This is a genomic window from Streptomyces sp. NPDC002754, from assembly GCF_053592315.1.
In genome coordinates this window covers 86,370-104,945 of sequence record NZ_JBSFVM010000025.1, presented here as the reverse complement: position 1 = coordinate 104,945, position 18,576 = coordinate 86,370, and the positions used below count along the sequence as shown (strand labels likewise).

15 protein-coding genes are annotated in these 18,576 nt (G+C 69.0%); 6 read left to right on the top strand and 9 right to left on the bottom strand.

Features of this window, described 5'->3' with window-relative positions; all coding sequences use genetic code 11:
- Positions 1 to 347 precede the first annotated feature (347 nt).
- From ACWD2L_RS32415 to thyX, 3 genes are all read right to left on the bottom strand, one after another.
- Complete coding sequence (locus ACWD2L_RS32415) at positions 348 to 2,033, bottom strand: ribonuclease J (protein ID WP_351333599.1); 1,686 nt, start codon at positions 2,031 to 2,033, stop codon at positions 348 to 350.
- A 147-nt stretch (positions 2,034 to 2,180) separates the two neighbouring features.
- A complete protein-coding gene (dapA, locus tag ACWD2L_RS32410) occupies positions 2,181 to 3,080 on the bottom strand; it encodes a 4-hydroxy-tetrahydrodipicolinate synthase (RefSeq protein WP_351333601.1) in 900 nt (299 codons plus the stop codon).
- A gap of 199 nt (positions 3,081 to 3,279) precedes the next feature.
- Positions 3,280 to 4,020 (bottom strand): FAD-dependent thymidylate synthase, encoded by a 741-nt coding sequence (thyX, locus tag ACWD2L_RS32405; protein ID WP_351333604.1) that lies wholly within the window; start codon positions 4,018 to 4,020, stop codon positions 3,280 to 3,282.
- 221 nt (positions 4,021 to 4,241) lie between these two features.
- Between thyX and ACWD2L_RS32400 the strand changes: the two genes are divergently transcribed.
- Together ACWD2L_RS32400 and ACWD2L_RS32395 are read left to right on the top strand one after the other, a co-directional pair.
- Positions 4,242 to 4,481 carry a hypothetical protein gene (locus ACWD2L_RS32400; protein WP_351333606.1) on the top strand — a complete coding sequence of 80 codons (240 nt, stop codon included), beginning with the start codon at positions 4,242 to 4,244 and terminating at the stop codon, positions 4,479 to 4,481.
- A 116-nt stretch (positions 4,482 to 4,597) separates the two neighbouring features.
- The gene (locus tag ACWD2L_RS32395) at positions 4,598 to 5,152 is read left to right on the top strand and encodes a hypothetical protein (protein WP_351333608.1); all 555 of its coding nucleotides are present in this window, start codon (positions 4,598 to 4,600) and stop codon (positions 5,150 to 5,152) included.
- Positions 5,153 to 5,168: 16 nt separating this feature from the next.
- Here the strand turns inward: ACWD2L_RS32395 and ACWD2L_RS32390 are convergent, their stop codons facing one another.
- The 6 genes from ACWD2L_RS32390 to eccD all read right to left on the bottom strand — a co-directional run bounded on the left by ACWD2L_RS32390 (position 5,169) and on the right by eccD (position 12,279).
- Positions 5,169 to 5,621, bottom strand: a complete 453-nt coding sequence (locus tag ACWD2L_RS32390; protein ID WP_351333611.1) for a tetratricopeptide repeat protein — start codon at positions 5,619 to 5,621, stop codon at positions 5,169 to 5,171.
- 9 nt (positions 5,622 to 5,630) lie between these two features.
- Positions 5,631 to 6,386 carry a 4-hydroxy-tetrahydrodipicolinate reductase gene (dapB, locus tag ACWD2L_RS32385; RefSeq protein ID WP_351333613.1) on the bottom strand — a complete coding sequence of 252 codons (756 nt, stop codon included), beginning with the start codon at positions 6,384 to 6,386 and terminating at the stop codon, positions 5,631 to 5,633.
- 49 nt (positions 6,387 to 6,435) lie between these two features.
- Positions 6,436 to 7,812, bottom strand: coding sequence for a M16 family metallopeptidase (locus ACWD2L_RS32380; protein WP_351333616.1), 1,377 nt, complete (start codon positions 7,810 to 7,812; stop codon positions 6,436 to 6,438).
- The gene (locus ACWD2L_RS32375) at positions 7,809 to 10,025 is read right to left on the bottom strand and encodes a polyribonucleotide nucleotidyltransferase (protein ID WP_351333619.1); all 2,217 of its coding nucleotides are present in this window, start codon (positions 10,023 to 10,025) and stop codon (positions 7,809 to 7,811) included. The genes ACWD2L_RS32380 and ACWD2L_RS32375 overlap by 4 nt, the downstream gene beginning before the upstream one ends.
- Positions 10,026 to 10,319: 294 nt before the next feature.
- Positions 10,320 to 10,607, bottom strand: a complete 288-nt coding sequence (gene rpsO / locus ACWD2L_RS32370; protein WP_351333622.1) for a 30S ribosomal protein S15 — start codon at positions 10,605 to 10,607, stop codon at positions 10,320 to 10,322.
- Positions 10,608 to 10,809: 202 nt separating this feature from the next.
- On the bottom strand, positions 10,810 to 12,279 hold the full coding sequence (gene eccD / locus ACWD2L_RS32365) for a type VII secretion integral membrane protein EccD (protein WP_351333625.1): 1,470 nt from the start codon (positions 12,277 to 12,279) through the stop codon (positions 10,810 to 10,812).
- Positions 12,280 to 12,570: 291 nt separating this feature from the next.
- Here eccD and eccCa point away from each other — a divergent pair, with 291 nt between their 5' ends.
- The 4 genes from eccCa (at position 12,571) to ACWD2L_RS32345 (ending at position 18,545) form a co-directional block, all read left to right on the top strand.
- Positions 12,571 to 16,512 carry a type VII secretion protein EccCa gene (eccCa, locus tag ACWD2L_RS32360; protein ID WP_351333627.1) on the top strand — a complete coding sequence of 1,314 codons (3,942 nt, stop codon included), beginning with the start codon at positions 12,571 to 12,573 and terminating at the stop codon, positions 16,510 to 16,512.
- A gap of 100 nt (positions 16,513 to 16,612) precedes the next feature.
- On the top strand, positions 16,613 to 16,897 hold the full coding sequence (locus ACWD2L_RS32355) for a hypothetical protein (protein ID WP_351333630.1): 285 nt from the start codon (positions 16,613 to 16,615) through the stop codon (positions 16,895 to 16,897).
- A gap of 116 nt (positions 16,898 to 17,013) precedes the next feature.
- Positions 17,014 to 18,036: an SUKH-4 family immunity protein gene (locus ACWD2L_RS32350; RefSeq protein WP_351333632.1), complete on the top strand. Its 1,023-nt coding sequence runs from the start codon at positions 17,014 to 17,016 to the stop codon at positions 18,034 to 18,036.
- Positions 18,037 to 18,065: 29 nt separating this feature from the next.
- Positions 18,066 to 18,545: a hypothetical protein gene (locus ACWD2L_RS32345; RefSeq protein WP_351333635.1), complete on the top strand. Its 480-nt coding sequence runs from the start codon at positions 18,066 to 18,068 to the stop codon at positions 18,543 to 18,545.
- Positions 18,546 to 18,576 lie beyond the last annotated feature (31 nt).

Sequence of the window (18,576 nt, the reverse complement as noted above, 5' to 3'; positions counted from 1 at the left end):
GGCGTTGATTTTTGGCACGCTGTTGAGTTCTCAAGGAACGGACGCTTCCTTTGTACTCACCCTCGCGGGCTTTCCTCCGGGCGCTTCCCTTCGGTACTTCGTGTTTCCAACTCTACCAGATCCGCATTCCGTTCCGTTTCCGGTTCGGATTTCAATTCCGGTGGCCGTTGGAGGCCTTTGCCTTTCGGCGGTGCCGACTTTATCAGAGATTCTGAGTCGGAATTCCCGCCCGTTTCGGGAACTTGATCCGAGCACGTAAGTGCGGCGGGTTCCCCTTGAGCGGAGCCGTAAACGTACTGGAGCGGGGCGCCTCGATGCAAATCGAGGCGCCCCGCTCCTCACGTGCTTCAGACCTCGACGACGACCGGAAGGATCATCGGGCGTCGGCGGTACGTGTCCGAGACCCACTTGCCCAGCGTGCGGCGGATGAGCTGCTGCAGCTGGTGGGGCTCGACGACGCCGTCCTGGGCCGACTTCTCCAGGACGTCCTGGATCCGCGGGAGGACGGCGTGGAACGCCGAGTCCTCGATGCCGGAACCACGGGCCTGGATGTTCGGACCGTTGGTGATCTTGCCGGTGCTGGAGTCCACCACCACGAAGACCGAGATGATGCCCTCGTCACCGAGGATCTTGCGATCCTTGAGCGCGGGCTCGCCGACGTCGCCGACCGAGAGGCCGTCCACGTAGACGTAACCGGCCTGGACCTTGCCCGAGATCCTCGCCTTGCCGTCGATGAGGTCGACGACGACGCCGTCCTCCGCGATGACGATGCGGTCGTGCGGGACGCCGGTGAGGGCGCCGAGCTCGGCGTTGGCGCGCAGGTGGCGCCATTCGCCGTGGACCGGCATCAGGTTCTTGGGCTTGCAGATGTTGTAGAAGTACAGGAGCTCGCCCGCGGACGCGTGGCCCGAGACGTGCACCTTGGCGTTGCCCTTGTGGACCACGTTCGCGCCCCAGCGGGTCAGGCCGTTGATCACGCGGTAGACCGCGTTCTCGTTGCCGGGGATCAGCGAGGACGCCAGGATCACCGTGTCACCGGAGACGATCCGGATCTGGTGGTCGCGGTTGGCCATCCGGGACAGGGCCGCCATCGGCTCGCCCTGGGATCCCGTGCAGACCAGGACGACCTGGCTGTCGGGCAGGTCGTCGAGCGTCTTGACGTCCACCACCAGGCCAGCGGGGACCTTCAGGTAGCCGAGGTCCCGGGCGATGCCCATGTTGCGGACCATCGAGCGGCCGACGAAGGCGACCCGGCGGCCGTACTCGTGCGCGGCGTCCAGGATCTGCTGGATGCGGTGCACGTGGCTGGCGAAGGACGCGACGATGATGCGCTTCTGCGCGCTGCCGAAGACCCCGCGGATCACGTTCGAGATGTCGCGCTCGGGCGGGACGAAGCCCGGGACCTCGGCGTTCGTCGAGTCGGTGAGGAGGAGGTCGATGCCCTCCCCGCCGAGCCTGGCGAAGGTCGGGAGGTCGGTCAGGCGACGGTCCAGCGGGAGCTGGTCCATCTTGAAGTCGCCCGTGTGGACCGCCATGCCCGCCGGGGTGCGGATGGCGACGGCCAGCGCGTCCGGGATCGAGTGGTTGACCGCGATGAACTCGCAGTCGAACGGGCCGAGCCGCTCGCGCTCGCCCTCGGTGACCTCGAGCGTGTACGGGCGGATGCGGTGCTCCTGGAGCTTCGCCTCGATGAGAGCGAGGGTCAGCTTGGAGCCGATCAGCGGGATGTCCGGCTTCTCGCGCAGGAGATACGGGACGGCGCCGATGTGGTCCTCGTGGCCGTGCGTCAGGACAATGCCCTCGACGTCGTCCAGACGGTCCCTGATGGACGTGAAGTCCGGCAGGATCAAGTCGATTCCGGGCTGCTCCTCCTCGGGGAAGAGCACTCCGCAGTCGACGATCAGCAGACGGCCTTCGTACTCGAAGACGGTCATGTTGCGCCCGATCTCACCGAGGCCGCCGAGCGGGGTGACTCGGAGGCCACCCTTCGGAAGCTTCGGCGGGGCGCCGAGTTCAGGATGCGGATGACTCAAAAGACTCTCCTCAACCATGCGCGCCACGTACCTATGGGCACGTGGCGCGCATGACGTTCGTGCGATAGCAGTTGTGTTGGTTCCTGGGTCTTGCTGTTCAGTTGGTGATTCTGTTCATTCAGTTGTGAAGCTTTGCCAAGTCTGTGATCAGAGTTGTACCCCGCCGGCAGCAAGATCGATCTTGAGCTGGGCCGTTTCTTCCGGGGTGAGTTCCACGAGGGGCAGCCGCAGCGGTCCTGCGGGCAGGCCCTGGAGGCCGAGCGCGGCCTTCGTCGTGATGACGCCCTGCGTGCGGAACATGCCGGTGAAGACCGGGAGCAGCTTCTGGTGAATCTCCGTCGCCTTGTGCACATCGCCCGTCGAGAACGCGTCGACCATGGCGCGCAGCTCGGGCGTGACGAGGTGGCCGACGACCGAGACGAAGCCGCACGCGCCGACCGAGAGCAGCGGAAGGTTGAGCATGTCGTCGCCGGAGTACCAGGCGAGGCCCGAGCGGGCGAGGGCCCAGGAGGCACGGCCGAGGTCGCCCTTGGCGTCCTTGTTGGCCACGATGCGCGGGTGCTCGGCGAGGCGGACGAGCGTGTCCGTGTTGATCGGTACGCCGCTGCGGCCGGGGATGTCGTAGAGCATCACGGGGAGTTCGGTCGCGTCGGCGATCGCCGTGAAGTGGCGGAGCAGGCCCTCTTGCGGGGGCTTGTTGTAGTACGGCGTCACCGTGAGCAGGCCGTGCGCGCCGGCCTGCTGGGCCTGGCGGGCGAGCTCGATGCTGTGGCGGGTGTCGTTGGTGCCGACGCCCGCGACGACGTGGGCACGGTCACCGACCGCCTCGACGACGGCTCGTACGAGATCCGCTTTCTCCGCGTCACTGGTGGTCGGGGACTCGCCGGTGGTGCCGTTGACGACCAGGCCGTCATTGCCTGCGTCCACCAGGTGGGCGGCGAGCCGCTGCGCGCCGTCGAGGTCGAGTGCGCCGTCCGCCGCGAAGGGCGTGACCATGGCGGTGAGGACCCTCCCGAAGGGGGTCTGCGGAGTCGAGGTCGGAGCCATGGGTAACACGCTACTCGCTGCTCAGTACCGGGTCCCCCCTCGGGGGATGCGACAAGTCGGAACAAAGGAGGAACCCGGCACTGCCTGCTCGGGGGTTCAAGCAGTGCCGGGTCCGTTTGATCAGGCTAGATGAACTTTACGAAAAGCCGCAATACGGACACTTCGGTCGGGTGCCCGTACATCTGTGCCGATCCCGGAACTACGGCGCCACCCGGCCGTTGGCATTGAACGCCGAGTAGGTGAGCGGCATGAGGGCGGCCCACTCCGCTTCCATCTTCTCGCCGACCATCTCGATCTCCCGCTGCGGGAAGGACGGCACCTTGGCGAGCTCGTGCTGCGTGCGCAGACCGAGGAAGTGCATCAGCGAGCGCGCGTTGCACGTCGCGTACATCGACGAGAACAGGCCGACCGGCAGCACCGCGCGGGCCACCTCGCGGGCGACGCCCGCGGCCAGCATCTCCTGGTACGCCTCGTACGCCTGGCGGTACGAGTCCTCCATCACGCGGCCGGTCAGCTCCTGCTGCGCCTGCGTGCCCTCGACGAACCGGTACTTGCCCGGGCGGCCCTCCTGGACCAGCTTGCGGTCGGCGTCCGGGACGTAGAACGTCGGCTGGAGCTCCCTGTACCTGCCCGATTCCTCGTTGTACGACCAGCCCACGCGGTGCCGCATGAACTCGCGGAAGACGAAGATCGGGGCGCTGATCAGGAACGTCATCGAGTTGTGCTCGAAAGGGCTGCCGTGCCGGTCCCGCATCAGATAGTTGATCAGGCCCTTGGAGCGCTCGGGGTCCTTCGACAGCTCGTCGATCGACTGCTCGCCGAGCGTGGAGACGCGGGCCGCGAACAGCACGTCCGTGTCGCTCGCGGTGTGCTTCACCAGCTCGACGGTGACATCGCCGCGGAACGTCGGCTTGAGCTCTTCAGCTGGGGTTTCGGTCATGCTGCCGGGGTCCTTCCCATCACTTCACCAGGGCGGCGCCCACTCTACGGGCCACCACTGACAACAGGTCATTCGCTCGCTTCTCGCGACGATCTCCGGCGAACGGGAGCGAAGTTTGGTGAATTTGGTGAAACAGGGCACCCTTTGAAGCGATCGCTCGTCTGTGTAGATGAACACATTTTTGATCGAGCATCACCAGTCGCTTGAGGAGAAGCAGTCCCATGTTCCGTCGGCGCGAGCCCGTACCGTTCGCCTTCATAGCCGAAGCCGACCACTTCCGTAGCAACGTCAAACCGCCCGAGCGCGAGCGTCCCTCCGCCGGGCAGCGCGCCGGACGCGCGCTCGTCGGCCTCACCGTCGTGGCCGGCCTCGTGGGCGCCCTGCTGATCGGGATGCCGGCCCTGTCGATCGATCAGACCACGCGGCACGTACAGCAGTCGGAGGCCTCCGACAGTCGCTGACGGTCGCCGCCGCACCCTGTCCACCTCCGGCCCCCCTGGAGTGGAAGGCCGGTGCGTCCCCGGATAGCCTCACCGGGCACAGCCCCCATACCGTGTGGACCGAGTGAGGACCCGTCGTGCCCCTGCCCTTCCTGACGGCCGACCGTGCTTTGGACGAGGCTGCGGACATCCCGCTGCCCTTCGACGACCGCGACCAGTGGCGCCGCCCCTACCGCCCCGGTCCGTACCGGGTGGGCGCGGCCGCGCTGCTGCTGCTCCTGGCGTCGTACGTGCTGTTCGCCTCGGTGATCATCGCCGTGGCCGGTGACACGTCCGCCGCGACGGTCTGCGGCGTCCTCGCGGTGCTGATCATCGCGTCGGCGCTGCGGCTGCTCCGCATGGGCACCTGGGTGAGTGCACGCGGGCTGCGGCGCGTCGGCTTCTTCGTGACCCGCACGGCGCCGTGGGACCGGGTCGCCACCGCTCGTACGGTGCAGCAGCCCGTGCGCTGGCTCGGGCTGCCCCGCACCGTCCAGGGGCAGGCGCTGATCCTCGTACAGCGGGATCAGCAGGGGGATCGGACGACGCTGCTCACCAGCCACAGCGTGGACTTCCTGGGGCGGAGCACGGCGTTCGACCGGGCCGCCGACACCGTCGAGGTCTGGGCCGAGGAGTACCGCGCCCGACGCTGATCCACGCGCGCGTGGATCAGACGCCCACGGAGCGGCCTTCGTGGAGCGCGATCGCGCGCTGCATCGCCTTCCGCGCGCGCGGGGTGTCCCGCGCGTCCCGGTAGGCGACGGCGAGGCGGAACCAGCAGCGCCAGTCCCCCGGCTCGTCCTCCGTCTCGGCCCTGCGCCTGGCGAAGACCTCGTCCGCCGAGTCGCGGTCGATGCGGCCGTAAGCGTCGCGGCGGAGTTCGTCGACGGGCAGCCCGCCCTCCGCGTCCAGGAGTTCGCCGAGCCGGTTGGCCTTGGTGACGAACCTGGTGTTCGCCCACAGGAACCACACGCCGATCACCGGCAGGATCAGCACCGCGACACCGAAGGTGATCGTGAGCAAGGTGCCGTGCCGGAGGAGCATCACGCCGCGTTCGCCGGCCAGGACGAAGTAGAAGACCAGGACGAGGGCCGTGACGGCGTAGGTGATTTTCGCGCGCATCGCAGCAGGTCAGCCGTTCAGATCGAGGAAGTGTTCCAGGCCGAAGGTGAGGCCGGGAGCGGCGCCGACCTTACGGGCACCGAGCAGGATGCCCGGCATGAAGCTGCTGTGGTGCAGCGAGTCGTGCCGGACCGTCAGCGTCTCGCCCTCGGCGCCCAGGAGGACCTCCTGGTGCGCCAGGAGGCCGCGCAGGCGGACCGAGTGGACCGGGACGCCGTCGACGTCCGCGCCGCGCGCTCCGTCGAGCGCTGTGGCCGTGGCATCGGGCGCGGGGGCGCTGCCCGCCTTCTCCCGTGCCGCCGCGATGAGCTGGGCGGTTCGGGCGGCCGTGCCGGACGGGGCGTCGACCTTCTTCGGGTGGTGCAGCTCGATGACCTCGACGGACTCGAAGTAGGGCGCTGCCACCTCGGCGAACTTCATGGTCAGGACCGCGCCGATGGAGAAGTTCGGGGCGATGAGCACGCCCGTGGCCGGGGAGTCCGCCAGCCACTGGTTCAGCTGCGCGAGGCGTTCGTCGGTCCAGCCCGTGGTGCCGACGACGGCGTGGATTCCGTGGCGTACACAGAACTCCAGGTTCTCCATCACCGAGTCGGGCGTGGTCAGTTCGACCGCGACCTGGGCGCCGGACTCGACGAGGACGTCCAGCTTGTCGCCGCGGCCGAGGGCCGCGACCAGCTCCATGTCCTCGGCCGCCTCGACGGCCCGTACGGCCTCGGAGCCGATGCGGCCCTTGGCCCCGATGACCGCCACGCGCAGCTTGCTCATGATCTCCCAGTTCCTTCAGTGCGTACTGAAATGCATACGGACAACGCTGTTACGCGACCACTTCGTGCAGGCGCGATGCCTGCTTGTCCTTGAGCGGGCCGATGACCGACAGGGACGGGCGCTGTCCCAGGATGTCGCGTGCGACCGCGCGCACCTCGTCCGGGGTCACCGCCGCGATGCGCTCCAGCATCGCGTCGACCGACATCTGCTCGCCCCAGCACAGCTCACTCTTGCCGATGCGGTGCATGAGCGCCCCGGTGTCCTCGAGGCCGAGGACCGTGGAACCGGCGAGCTGGCCGATGGCACGGCTGATCTCGTCGTCCGTGATGCCGTGCTGCGCGACCTGGTCCAGCTCCTCGCGGCAGATCTTCAGCACGTCGTGCACCTGGCTGGGCCGGCAGCCCGCGTACACACCGAAGAGGCCGCAGTCGGCGAAGCCCGACGTGTACGAGTACACGCTGTACGCAAGCCCGCGCTTCTCCCGGACCTCCTGGAACAGGCGGGACGACATGCCGCCGCCGAGCGCCGTGTTGAGCACGCCCATCGCCCAGCGGCGGTCGTCCGTGCGGGAGAGGCCCGGCATGCCGAGGATGACGTGGGCCTGCTCGGTCTTGCGGCCGAGGACCTCCATGCGCCCGGCGGCGCGCAGGGTCTTGCGGCCGGAGCGCGGAGCGACCGGTGCGGCGGGGGCCTGCGGGGCTCCCGCCTTGTCGAAGGCGGCGCGGACCTGGCGTACGACCTTGTCGTGGTCGACGTTGCCGGCCGCGGCCACGACCAGGTGCGTCGGGTCGTAGTGCTTCTTGTAGAAGCGCGTGATCTGGCCCCGGCCGAGCGCGTTGATCGTGTCGACCGAACCGAGGACCGGGCGGCCGAGCGGGGTGTCGCCGAGCATCGTGTGCGAGAACAGGTCGTGCACGACGTCGCCCGCGTCGTCCTCGGTCATCGCGATCTCTTCGAGGATCACGCCGCGCTCCGCGTCGACGTCCGCCTCCTCGATGAGCGAGCCGGTCAGCATGTCGCAGACGACGTCGATGGCGAGCGGCAGGTCGGTGTCGAGCACGCGCGCGTAGTAGCACGTGAACTCCTTCGCCGTGAAGGCGTTCATCTCGCCGCCGACCGCGTCTATGGCGGCCGAGATGTCCAGCGCGCTGCGCTTTTTGGTGCCCTTGAAGAGCAGATGCTCCAGGTAGTGCGTCGCTCCGTTCAGCGTCGGTGTCTCGTCGCGCGAGCCCACGTGCGCCCAGATGCCGAAGGTGGCCGAGCGGACCGAGGGGAGGGTCTCGGTGACGATGCGCAGGCCGTTCGGCAGCGTGGTCTTGCGGACCGTGCCGATGCCGTCTGTGCCCTTGATCAGGGTTTGGGTACGGGCGACGGCCCGCCCCTCCGAAGAGGTGCGGGCCGTCGCCTGGGTGCTACGGGACGTCACTTGTCGGTGTCGTCCTTCGCCTCGTCGCCCTCTTCACCCTCGATGACGGGGATCAGGGAGAGCTTGCCGCGGGAGTCGATCTCGGCGATCTCGACCTGGACCTTCTGGCCCACGCCGACGACGTCCTCGACGTTCTCCACGCGCTTGCCGCCGGCGAGCTTGCGGATCTGCGAGATGTGCAGCAGTCCGTCCTTGCCCGGCATGAGCGACACGAACGCACCGAAGGTCGTCGTCTTCACGACGGTGCCCAGGTAGCGCTCGCCGACCTCCGGCATGGTCGGGTTGGCGATGCCGTTGATCGTGGCGCGGGCGGCCTCGGCCTGCGAGCCCTGCTGGGCACCGATGTAGATGGTGCCGTCGTCCTCGATCGTGATGTCGGCGCCGGTGTCCTCCTGGATCTGGTTGATCATCTTGCCCTTCGGGCCGATGACCTCACCGATCTTGTCCACGGGGATCTTGACCGTGATGATCCGCGGGGCGTTCGGGGACATCTCGTCCGGGACGTCGATCGCTTCCATCATCACGTCGAGGATGTGGAGGCGGGCGTCGCGGGCCTGCTTGAGGGCGGCGGCCAGGACGGAGGCCGGGATGCCGTCGAGCTTCGTGTCCAGCTGGAGCGCGGTCACGAACTCCTTGGTGCCGGCGACCTTGAAGTCCATGTCACCGAAGGCGTCCTCCGCACCGAGGATGTCGGTGAGGGCGACGTAGTGCGTCTCGCCCTTGATCTCCTGCGAGATCAGGCCCATGGCAATACCGGCGACGGGGGCCTTCAGCGGCACACCGGCGTTCAGCAGCGACATGGTGGAGGCGCAGACGGAGCCCATCGACGTCGAGCCGTTGGAACCGAGGGCCTCGGAGACCTGGCGGATCGCGTAGGGGAACTCCTCGCGCGTCGGCAGGACCGGCACGATCGCGCGCTCGGCGAGCGCGCCGTGGCCGATCTCGCGGCGCTTCGGGGAACCCACGCGGCCCGTCTCACCGACGGAGTACGGCGGGAAGTTGTAGTTGTGCATGTAGCGCTTGCGGGTCACCGGCGAAAGGGTGTCCAGCTGCTGCTCCATGCGCAGCATGTTCAGCGTGGTGACGCCCAGGATCTGGGTCTCGCCACGCTCGAACAGGGCCGAGCCGTGCACGCGCGGGATGGCCTCGACCTCGGCGGCCAGGGTGCGGATGTCGGTGACACCGCGGCCGTCGATGCGCTTCTTCTCCTTGATGACGCGCTCACGGACCAGGGACTTGGTCAGCGAGCGGTACGCGGCGGAGATCTCCTTCTCGCGGCCCTCGAACTGCGGGAGCAGCTTCTCGGCGGCCAGACCCTTGATGCGGTCCAGCTCGGCCTCGCGGTCCTGCTTGCCCGGGATGGTGAGGGCGGCGGAGAGCTCGGTCTTGACCGCGGCGGTCAGGGCCTCGAGCACGTCGTCCTGGTAGTCCAGGAAGATCGGGAACTCGGCGGTCGGCTTGGCGGCCTTCGCGGCGAGGTCCGACTGGGCCTTGCAGAGGACCTTGATGAAGGGCTTCGCGGCGTCGAGACCGGCGGCGACGACCTCCTCGGTCGGCGCCTCGGCGCCGCCCTTGACCAGCTGGATGGTCTTGTCGGTGGCCTCGGCCTCGACCATCATGATCGCGACGTCGCCGTCCTCAAGGACGCGACCGGCGACGACCATGTCGAAGACGGCGTCCTCGAGCTCGGTGTGCGTCGGGAACGCGACCCACTGGCCGTTGATCAGCGCGACGCGGACGCCGCCGACCGGGCCGGAGAAGGGCAGACCGGCCAGCTGCGTGGACGCGGACGCGGCGTTGATCGCCACGACGTCGTACAGGTGGTCGGGGTTGAGCGCCATGATCGTGGCGACGACCTGGATCTCGTTGCGCAGGCCCTTCTTGAAGGACGGGCGCAGCGGGCGGTCGATGAGGCGGCAGGTGAGGATGGCGTCCTCGGAGGGGCGGCCCTCGCGGCGGAAGAAGCTGCCGGGGATCTTGCCGGCCGCGTACTGCCGCTCTTCGACGTCCACCGTGAGGGGGAAGAAGTCGAGGTTTTCCTTGGGGTTCTTCGAGGCCGAGGTGGCCGAGAGCACCATGGTGTCGTCGTCGAGGTAGGCGACGGCGGAGCCGGCGGCCTGGCGGGCGAGCCGGCCCGTCTCGAAGCGGATGGTGCGGGTGCCGAAGGAGCCGTTGTCAATGACGGCCTCGGCGTAGTGGGTCTCGTTCTCCACTAGCGTTTTCTCCGTTTACTTTCGTCTGAATGCGTCTTTTGTCCTGCACGGCCCGTGTGGCCGAGGGACGGAACGGAGAAGCGCGCCTTGGGTGCGGGCCGGTCTTCGATCGAAGCTCCCGGGGATCCTCTTGCGTCTCCGGGGGCCACTACCGAGGACCGGCGGCGGCGAGGTGGCGCTTCTCCTCATATGTGTGGTCGTACGTCACCAGACTACAAAGTCTCGGTGACAGTGCCCACGTACGGCAAAGGGAGCGGCCCCCGCAATCGGGAACCGCCCCCTCTCACAGCGTCTTTATCGGGCGCCGGCCGCACCGCGGCGGATGCCGAGGCGCTCGACCAGAGCACGGAAGCGCTGGATGTCCTTCTTGGCCAGGTACTGCAGCAGGCGGCGACGCTGACCGACCAGGATGAGCAGGCCACGACGCGAGTGGTGGTCGTGCTTGTGCGTCTTGAGGTGCTCGGTCAGGTCCGAGATGCGGCGGGAGAGCATGGCGACCTGGACCTCGGGAGAGCCGGTGTCGCCCTCCTTGGTGCCGAACTCGGTCATGATCTGCTTCTTCGTAGCGGTGTCGAGAGCCACGCTTACTCCTCGTAGAGTCTGATTGCCGCCGAGTGCCCCTGGTCTAAATCTCAGGAGAGCTTCCACAACTCGGGAGGCGGGGATCCGCTGGGCGCTGTCCCCAGGAATGTCCTGCATTACCGGGGGCGCGTACACAAACGGCCGTCACACAGCGTACCAGCCGCCCGGAGGCCGCCCTGACGGCGGCCGACCGGGCCACGGTTCAGCCGACCATGCTGCGCACCTGTGTGTAGAGGCCGAGCACCGCGAGGCACAGCGGTACGAGGGTCAGCAGCACGAAGCCGTCGAACAGGTCGAGCATGCGACCCCAGAACGGGGAGACGCCCTTGCGCGGCACAGACAGGCCGACGACCACGAGCAGGGCCGCTCCCCCGCCGATCGCGGCGGCGAACCAGAGGATGTGGATGTTGAGCGGGGCGCTGTCGCCCTGGATGAAGCTCTGCAGGAGGGAGTGCGGGGTGTTCAGGGTCACGCCGAGGATCAGCAGACCGAGAATGAGCAGGCCGCCCACGACCAGGGACGCGACCTGCGCGGTGTAGTCGAACAGCCGGGCGCGCAGCATGACGGCGAGGCCGGCGGCCAGGGCGAGCAGCTGCGCCCACACGTCGTCGGAGAAGCCGAGGACCACACCGGCCGAGGCGACGGCGAGGGCCGCGCAGCCGATGACGAGGCCGAGGAGCAGCTCGTGGGCGCGGCGGACCTGGGCACCGATGCGGTCGAAGTCGATGTGCTCTTCCTCGTCCCGTCCGAAGTCGCGGCCCTGGGAGATCTGGTCCGGCGAGCGGTAGCCGATGGGCAGCCGGGCGGAGCGGGCGGACATGCCGGGCAGCCAGGCCATCGCGATGATCGCGACGACCGCGGTGACGGCGGCGACCTCGCTCGGCGAGGCCTCGGTGACCAGTGCGCCGAACGTGGCCAGCGCGCCGACGGCCGAGCCGAGGGCCGCGGCGACGAACACGGCGTCGCCGTGCGGCAGCAGCACCACGAGCAGCGCGGCGGCGATCAGCACCACGACGCAGCCGGACAGCAGCTGCAGCCGGCCCGGACCCGAACCGTCCTCGGTCGGGAAGATCCCCGAGCCCGCGATCAGCAGGTGCGGCAGGGCGGCGAGGCCCAGCGAGGTGGACGCGGCACGGTCGTCGTACACCCGCGCGCGCACCACGGAGAAGGTCACGAGCAGGATGCCGACGACACCGGCGATGATGCCGGGCAGGCTGTGCATGTCACGGTCGATCGGGTTCGAGAACCAGAGCGCGAACGCCATCAGCGTCAGCAGCAGGACGCCGGCGCCGAGGCCGACGACGCTCATCAGGCCGTCGCTCCAGCGGCGCCGGTCCCGGCGGACCGCGGAGGCGACCGCGTCGGACACGTCGTCGAACACGGCCGCGGGCAGCGACTCGGAGAACGGGCGCAGCAGCAGTACGTCGCCGTCGAGGACCCGCTGGTCGGCGAGCGAGCGGCCGGCGTCGAGGACGGTGCCGTCCCGGCGGACCAGGTGGTACCCGGTGGGGTCGCCCTCGGCCTGGCTCTGCCCGGAGAGCTGGAGGATCTCCGGGTAGATGTCGGCCAGCGCGGCATCTTCGGGCAGGGCCACATCGATACGTGCGTCCGGTGCGGCGACGGTGACCCGGCAGAAGCCGGTTCCGCCACCGGCAAGAGCTGTGGTGCTCACCTTTCGGTTCCCCCTAATGTCATGGCTTGATGTGGTATCGGTGCGGCGGCGCGGCGTCCGGGCGGCGTCACGCGCGGTGCGACAGCGTAGCGTCCTGAGCCCATCTCACCCCACAGGCCCCGGCACTTGACGAGAGTCAGTAGGATCACGGGTCACGCCGGAGCTCTTTGCCTTCGGCCTGGGGGAACCGCCAGTAACGGGGGCGGTCCGACATGTCCCGACGTGCACGACATTCGTGATGCGTGCGCGCTGAACTTATCGACGACTGAAGATTTAAGGACTGGTGCTTCGGTGAGCGTGGTCATCGTCAAGCGACCGCCTCGGGTGTTGCCACCCGATGTACCGACGGACGAGGTGCGTCTCGAGCCGCCGCCGGAGCTGGCGCGGGCCGAGGACCAGAACCTGATGATGAGCCTGTTGCCCATGCTGGGCATGGGCACGTCCTCGGCGTTCTTCTTCACCTCGGGCCAGTCGATCATGAAGATCATGGGTGGCGTCATGATCGTCTCCACCCTGGCCATGGCCCTTGCACAGCTGGTCAAGGCGCGGCAGGGCGGCGGGGCCGAGATGGCTCAGGAACGCCAGGACTACCTCAAGTACTTGACCCAGGTCCGGCGTGACGTGCGGACCACCGCACGCATGCAGCGCGACGGGCAGTACTTCCTGCACCCCAACCCCGAGCAGCTGTGGGCGCTGGTCGCCGAGGGCCGCCGGGTGTGGGAACGGCGGTCGAGCGACTCGGACTTCACGCAGGTGCGGCTCGGGCTCGGCCCGCAGCAGCTGGCGACACCGCTGATGGCGCCGGAGACCGCGCCGCTCGACGAGCTGGAGCCGCTCACCGCGCACGCGATGAAGTCGTTCCTGGAGACCCACGGCACGCTGGAGACACTGCCGTTGGCCGTGTCGTTGCGCTCGTTCTACCACGTGAGCGTCTCGGGTGATCCGGACACCACGTACGGGGCCGCCCGGGCGCTGATCGCCCAACTGTGCACCCTGCACTCGCCCGAGGACCTGCGGGTCGTCGTCGTCGCGTCGCCCGGCGCGATGGCCGAGTGGGAGTGGACGAAGTGGCTGCCGCACGTGCAGCACAGCAGCACGGACGGCGCCGGCTCCCAGCGGGTGATCGTGCAGGACCTCGGCGAGGTCGAGGAGATGCTCGCCGACGAGCTGGAGGGCCGCGGCCGGTTCAACCCGCAGGGCACACCGGTCGTCGACCAGCCGCACCTCGTCGTCGTCATGGACGGCGGCGACATCCCCGACGACTCGCTCATCGCGGGCGCCGAGGGTCTGCAGGGCGTCACCATCGTCGAGGTGGTCCCCGGCATCGTCGAGGAACTGCGCGGCTCGCTGTCCGTGCAGGTCCAGCCGGGCAGCCTGCTGCTCGAGTCGCAGGGCGGCACCCAGTACACCGGCGTCTGCGACACGCTGTCGCTCACCGAGGCCGAGGCGCTCGCGCGCCAGCTCGCGCCGCTGCGCGCCGGTTCGGCGGACGGTGACGAACCACTCCTCGCCAACCTGGACTTCACCGAGCTCATGGGCATCGGCGACGCCGGTTCCGTGGACGTCGGGCGCACCTGGCGGCCGCGCACGCTGCACGAGCGGCTCCGGGTGCCGCTCGGCATCGACCGCGACGGGCAGCCGGTCATGCTCGACCTCAAGGAGGCCTCGCAGGAGGGCATGGGCCCGCACGGCCTGTGTGTCGGCGCCACCGGTTCCGGTAAGTCCGAGGTGCTCCGCACGCTCGTGCTCGCCCTCACCGTGACGCACTCATCGGAGACGTTGAACTTCATCCTCGCCGACTTCAAGGGCGGCGCGACCTTCGCGGGCATGTCCGAACTCCCGCACGTCGCCGCCGTGATCACCAACCTGGCCGACGACCTCACGCTGATCGACCGCATGCGCGACTCGATCACCGGTGAGCTCCAGCGCCGCCAGGAGCTGCTCCGCTCGGCGGGCAACTACGCGAACATCACGGACTACGAGAAGGCCCGCGCGGCCGGCGCCCCGCTGGACCCGCTGCCGTCCCTCGTCATGGTGCTCGACGAGTTCTCCGAACTCCTCACCGCACGCCCGGACTTCATCGAGATGTTCATCCAGATCGGCCGCATCGGCCGTTCCATGGGTGTGCACATGCTGCTCGCCTCGCAGCGCCTGGAGGAGGGCAAGCTCCGCGGCCTGGACACCTTCCTCTCGTACCGGATCGGTCTGCGTACGTTCTCGGCCGCCGAGTCCCGTACCGCGATCGGTGTCCCGGACGCGTACCACCTGCCGAACGTCCCCGGCTCGGGCATCCTCAAGTACGACACCGAGACGATGATCCAGTTCAAGGCGGCGTACGTCGGTGGCGTCTACCGCGCCGGTGGCGGCGGTGGCGGCGGCTCGCGCACCCACCGGCAGCCGGTGCTCTTCACGGCCGCGCCCGTCGCCGAGCAGATCATCCACGAGCCGGAGCCCGAGGTCGTTCCCGACCAGGTCGACGACGCGCTCGCGGACACCGTCCTCGACGTGATCGTGGCGCGGATCGTCGGCCAGGGCCCGCCCGCCCACCAGGTGTGGCTGGCGCCGCTCGAGGAGTCCCCCTCGGTGGACTCGCTGCTCCCGCCGCTGTCGACGACTCCGGAGCGCGGCCTGCACTCGGCCGACTACCCGGCGACCGGCAAGCTCGTCGTGCCGATGGCGCTGGTGGACAAGCCGTTCGAGCAGCGCCGCGACATCCAGTACCTGGACTTCTCCGGCTCGTCCGGTCACGGTCTCGTGGTCGGTGGTCCGCAGTCCGGCAAGTCGACGCTGATCCGGTCGATCATGACCTCGTTCGCGCTCACCCACACCCCGGCCGAAGTGCAGTTCTACTGCCTGGACTTCGGTGGCGGCGGCATGCTCGCGATGGAGGGGCTGCCGCACGTCGGCGGCGCCGCCTCGCGCCTCGACTCCGAGAAGGTGCGCCGTACGGTCGCCGAGGTCCGCGGCATCCTCAACGAGCGCGAGGAGTTCTTCCGCGCCAACAACATCGACTCGATCGGTACGTACCGCACGCGCCGCGCGGCCGGGCAGTACCCGGACCAGCGGTGGGGCGACGTCTTCCTCGTCATCGACGGCTGGGCCGCCTTCAAGACCGACTACGAGCAGCTCGACCCGGTCATCCTCGACCTGGCCTCGCGCGGCCTCGGCTTCGGCGTCCACCTGGTCATCGGCTCCGGCCGCTACACCGAGGTCAGGCCCGCCCTGCGCGACCAGCTCCTCAACCGGGTGGAGCTGAAGCTCGGTGACCCGATGGAGTCGGAGTTCGACCGCAAGAAGATGGAGGCCGTGCCGCTCGGCATGCCCGGCCGCGGTCTGACGCCCGACAAGCTCAGCTCGCTCGGCGCGCTGCCCCGGATCGACGCCTCCTCCGACGTGGAGACGCTCGGCCAGGCCATCGAGCACATGGTGACGACGGTCTCCGAACACTGGCAGGGCCCGCCGGCTCCGCCGGTGCGGATGCTGCCGACCAAGCTGCACATCAGCGAGGTCCCCAAGGGCAACGACTTCCCCGAGCGGGGCGTCGCGATCGGTGTCGACGAGACGACGCTGTCGCCGTCGTTCATCGACTTCGAGACCGACCCGCTGATGGTGGTCTACGGAGAGTCCGAGTCCGGCAAGTCGGCGGTTCTGCGGATGATCGCCAAGCAGATCTCCGAGCGGTACGCGACCGACAAGGCGCTCATCGTCGTCGGCGACTACCGGCGCGCGCACCTGAGCGAGATGCCCGAGTCGCACCTCTATAAGTACTGTGCTTCGGGACCGCAGCTCCAGGAGGTCGTCACGAGCCTGGCGGGTTCCATGGGACGCCGTATGCCGGGTCCTGACGTCACGCCGGAGCAGCTGCGCAATCGCTCCTGGTACGACCTGCCGGACGCGTTCATCATCGTCGACGACTACGACCTGGTGGCCACCAGCTCCGGCAACCCGCTCCAGTCGCTCCTCGAGTACCTGCCGTTCGCCCGCGACCTGGGCCTGCGCATCATCATCGCGCGCAGCTCCTCCGGTGCGGCGCGTTCGTCCTTCGAGCCGGTCATGCAGCGCATGAAGGAGCTCGGCGCGACGGGCCTGGTGCTGTCCGGCGACCCGGCGGAGGGCCAGATCTTCGGACCGCTCAAGCCGATGCGTCTGCCTCCGGGCCGAGGCATGCTCGTCACCCGCAAGGGCGGGGCGCAGTTGGTGCAGACGGCGTGGCTGCCGATGCGCAGCAACTGACGGCCGCGTAGCGCTTGCGTACCGTACGGCGCCGGGGATCGGCTCGACCGATCTCCGGCGCCGTACTCTTTTACCCGAACCGACTTGAGGGAGACGAGAGTTGAGCACCCCGCCCCAGCCGCCGCCCCGCACCACCGACGAGGCGCTCGCGATCGCCCGGACGACGTTCCAGCCGCTGTGCGCGGACGGCACCCCGGCGACGCTCAACGTCCAGGAGTTCGACCTGGGCTTCCTGGTCTACGCGACCTTCGCGCCGACCGAGCCGCCTTCGTACGGAGGCAGCCACCTGGTCGTCTCGAAGGCCGACGGTTCGACGATGTACGTCCCGAACTTCCCGCCGGACTCGGCGATCAGCCTTTATCGGCGGGAGGTTGGGCGGGGCTGACGGCTGACGCGGGCACCGCCGGATCTCGCTCTGCCCACTGTCACCGGGCGGCACTAGACTTTGCGTACGGCGCCTTCCCTGACCGTTCACCGCCCCCGTCCGATGGAGACCCAGCCGTGACCACGCACGACCAGGAAGAACGGCAGGCCGGACAACCGGCCGGCGCCGGCTCCCCCGCCGTCACCGGCCCCGGCAACACCGCCGTGTTCACGTACGTCGACCCGCGCACGGGCGAGGAGACGTACCTGACGCGCGTCTCGGGCCCCGGCCTGCCGCACGTCGAGTACCAGGCGTGGTCGGACCTGCGCCGCGCAGACATCCCCGCGGACTATGTGGTGGCGGTCCACACCGACCTCAGCCCCAGCTCCCTGCCGGGCGGCTACACGCTGGACGCGCTCAGGGTCGGATTCCCGAACGCCGCCCTCTCCTCCAGCCATCCGTACGGTGCGGACCCGATCGAGCGCGCCGAGGGCGTCGCCACGCTCACCGCGCAGGTGGAGTCGATGGCGCGGCTCGCGGGCCAGGCGCCGCCGCCGCGCCCGCATCGCGTACCGCTGCCTGCGCCGACGGCCTCGGCGCCGCCCCTGCCCCCCGAGCTCCCCGGGAAGCTTCCTGTGCAGCGCTACGGGACGGAACTGCTCGCTTCGGCCGCGCTCCCCGACGCCGCGCGCGCCTCCCTCGCAAGCCCCGGGCTCCCCGCCGACGTCCGCTTCTTCTTCACGGCGGACCGGCCCGAGAACCCGCCGCGCGGCGGCCTGTTCGTGGATGCGGCGACCCACCTGCGAGAACTCGGGGCCGAGCTGTCCCCCGCGGCCGTCGACATCCTCACCGCGCACACCCGGATCGGCACGGACGGCCAGTACGTGATCACGGTGCAGCAGGAGGCCGGCAGCGTATGGGCGGCCAACCCGGCCACGGGCAGCGGCCGTTACGTCAACGCGTCGGTCGGCACGTTCACGCACTGCCTCGCCACGCTCGCCACCACCCGCGACGTCATGGTGGGCATGAATCCGTACGAGGCGGGTGCGGCGGTCGCCGACCTCCAGGCCCGCCTGATCGCGCTCGACCCCACGTGCTTCGACGACGCAGGCAACTGGTGGTCGGTGATCATCGAGCAGATGTGGCACGGCTTGTTCTGACGCACTGACCACCACCCAAGAGGACCCTCATGCCCCGCGAAGGATTCCGTACCGATACGACGTCCCTGGCCAAGGAAGGCACGAACTTCCATGACTTGGGCGCCCAGTTCGCCAAGGCCGCGGCGGCCCTCCAGAACGGCCTGGCCTCCGTCAACGCCTGCGCCCCCACCAGCGGCGAGGCCCCCGCGCCCGAGAAGGGCCAGGTGGAGGGCTTCGTCCAGGGCCTGACGAGCTTCGCCGACAAGGCGGACATGCCGCCGTGGGGCGACGACGAGATCGGCGAGAAGTTCGGCATCGCCTACGAGGGCCTGCAGACCGGCATGTTCGAGTCGATGCAGCACCTCGCGCAGGAGTTGACGAACATCGGCGGCGCGCTCGGCGCGATGGCCAAGAACCACGACGAGAACGAGTCCTTCAACGAGCAGCTGATCCGCCAGGAACAGAACGACGTGGACTTCGCGGCGGGTGCCGGTGGCACCACCGAGTCCCACATCAGCAAGATGACGTGAGGGCGGGTCTGCTGCCGGGCGGGGCCGATGC